The 2,978-nt window shown below is 30.9% G+C and carries 2 protein-coding genes; both read left to right on the top strand.

Going from position 1 to position 2,978, the window contains the following annotated elements; genetic code table 11:
• The coding region (locus B0A78_RS13985; RefSeq protein ID WP_133065798.1) for a lipocalin family protein at positions 1 to 229 on the top strand (229 nt) is incomplete at its 5' end.
• 263 nt (positions 230 to 492) lie between these two features.
• Positions 493 to 2,811 carry an N-6 DNA methylase gene (locus B0A78_RS13980; RefSeq protein ID WP_097609791.1) on the top strand — a complete coding sequence of 773 codons (2,319 nt, stop codon included), beginning with the start codon at positions 493 to 495 and terminating at the stop codon, positions 2,809 to 2,811.
• The last annotated feature ends 167 nt before the right edge of the window (positions 2,812 to 2,978 follow it).

The following is a 2,978-nucleotide window of genomic DNA, read 5'->3' as shown; positions in this document are numbered from 1 at the left end:
ATTTCTGTCTGGAAATATTATTAAAGAGCATTACTTCGATCTTCTTAATTGTAAAGAAGTAATTTATACTGGAACTTGGAATAAAACTAATAATTCAGGTGTAATAACATATACAGATGATCCAACAAACGTTAATTTTGAAATTTTAGAACTAACAAGTACAACTCTAAAAATGAAATATGTACGTTTTGGAGTTACATCTTTGTTTGTTTATACAAGAATTCAGTAACAAAAAAACCGAACGGCTAACAGCAGTTTGCGGAAATGGCGGGTTTTGGGCTTAATTTGAAGTTGGTTTTGTACTTGTAAAGTTAGTGAAAAATCGAAAGTTTAGGCTTCCTTAATCCGCCACTTCTGCAAGCTGCGAAACGTTATCGGCTATTTTACCGAACTGCATACCGACAGACAAAATTACATAAAAAAGAAGGAAAGTCCTCCAAAAATAACTAAATTTAATTACCTTTGCAAAATAATTTCTAACAGACAAATTAAATGGCAAACGAAAAGAAAACAGAGAGAATTGTTTACTCTCATTTTGAGAAATCAAGTGATATTATTCACATTGAAGAACAGTCGTCTGACATTTCTAAAATTGACAAATTACTCAAAAGTGCTTCAAAAAAAGGCACAGGAAAAGGACGACCAGAATTTTTGATAACTTATAACAAAAATGCTGATTTACTTATAGTTATTGAATGTAAAGCAGAAATCACAAAACATGAAAGTCCGAACAGAGACAAATTCGCAGAATTTGCTGTTGATGGTGTTTTATTGTATGCTTCATACTTATCAAAAGACTTTGATGTTTTGGCTATTGCAGTAAGTGGCGAAACAAAACAACATTTAAAAGTTTCGCATTTTTTGCATTTAAAGAATGAACGAAAAGCAACAGAAATATTTGGCGACAAACTATTATCTGCACAAGATTATTTAGACGGATATTTAAAAAGTCCTGAAAAGTTTAGACAAGATTACAACACACTTTTAGAATTTACCAAAAAACTAAACGAAAAACTTCACACTTACAAAATCCTTGAAAGCCAAAGAAGTTTATTGATAAGTTGTATTCTAATTGCATTAGAAGATGATGCTTTTAAAACTTCATATACAAAAAAAACAACACCAAAAAGTTTAGCCGATTTCCTTACAAAAACAGTCTCTGAAAAGTTGGAAGAAGCCAACATTTCAGGTAAGAAATTAGAAAACTTAAATATTCAATTTGGGTTTATCAAAACCGATACTTCACTTTCCACAAAAGACAAAGTATTAAAAGAATTAATTGATGAAATTGATGAAAATATAAATCAATTTATTAAAACTCACGAATACTTTGACGTTTTAGGACAGTTGTACATTGAATTTTTGCGTTATGCAAACAGCGACAAAGGTTTAGGGATTGTTTTAACACCACCACATATCACAGAATTATTTGCAGAATTAGCCCAAGTAAATAAAAATTCTATTGCGTTTGACAACTGCACTGGAACGGGTGGATTTTTAATTTCAGCAATGAAAAAAATGATAGAAGATGCAAAAGGCGACACCAAAAAAATTGCAGAAATTAAATCAAAACAACTTTTAGGAGTAGAATATCAAGCACATATTTTTGCATTGGCTGTATCAAATATGTATATTCACCAAGATGGCAAAACCAATATAATGAATGGAAGTTGCTTTGAAGAAGATATTATCAATGAAGTAAAATCAAAAAAACCCACTGTTGGTTTTTTAAATCCACCTTACAAATCAGACAAGAAAAATGACACAGATGAATTAGAATTTATTTTTAATAATCTTGAAAGTTTAGTAGATGGTGGAACTTGTGTAGCAATTGTTCCTATGCAAAGTGCATTAGCCACAAGCGGAAAAGTTTTAGAATACAAAAAGAAACTTTTAGATAATCATACATTAGAAGCAGTTTTATCAATGCCAGACGAATTATTTTTTAATTCAAAGGTTGGCGTTGTTTCTTGTATAATGATATTCACAGCACACAAACCACACCCAAAAAGCAAGGAAACGTATTTTGGTTATTACAAAAATGATGGATTTGTAAAACGCAAAATTCAAGGTAGAATAGATGCTTATGGACGTTGGGACGCAATTAAAGAAAATTGGACTTCGTCCTATTTAAACAGAAAATCAAAAGCAGGTTTTAGCATTAACAGAGTTGTTACACCATTAGATGAATGGAGTGCAGAAGCGTATATGGAAACAGATTATTCACCCATAACAAAAGAAGATTTCATAACCACATTATTAAATTATTCAACTTTTCTTTTAAGTAATCGTTTGACAAATCAAATTCAATTAAATCCATTTTCAGATACAGAAATAAACCTAAATATTGACAAGTGGGAATTATTTGAATTAGACAAACTTTTTACAATAACAGGAAGTAAGACAACACCATTATTAGAACTTGAAGAATACGGGAAAGGAAAATATTCTTACGTTACAACACAAGCCACAAACAATGGTGTTGAAGGTTTTTATGATTTTTACACAGAAGAAGGAAATGTATTGACAGTTGATAGTGCAGTTTTAGGCTATTGCTCTTACCAACCTTTTAACTTTTCAGCCAGCGACCACGTTGAAAAACTTATTCCAACTTTTGAAATGAATAAATACGTTGCAATGTTTTTAGTAACCATTATGAACTTAGAAAAGTATCGTTACAACTATGGCAGAAAATGTAGCCAAACAAGAATGAAACAAATTAGCATAAAACTACCAAGTAAAAATGGACAACCTGACTTTGAGTATATGGAAAATTTTATAAAATCATTATCTTATTCAGGTTCAATATGACACGAAAAATAAAAAAAACAGCCGATAACAAGGGTTTTGCGAAAAAGCGGGTTCAGTGCTAAATTGAACATTTGTAATTCTATTTGGCATTAGTGCAAAACTGAACATTTGTACTTCTAAATCCGCTTCTTCGCAAAGCCCCAAACCGTTAGCAGAAAATTTTGAGC

The sequence above is a fragment of the Flavobacterium columnare NBRC 100251 = ATCC 23463 genome (genome assembly GCF_002530675.1).
In the GTDB taxonomy this organism is placed as follows: domain Bacteria; phylum Bacteroidota; class Bacteroidia; order Flavobacteriales; family Flavobacteriaceae; genus Flavobacterium; species Flavobacterium columnare.
The sequence above is the reverse complement of the archived record's forward strand: the minus strand, read 5'-3'. Positions and strand labels throughout refer to the sequence as shown.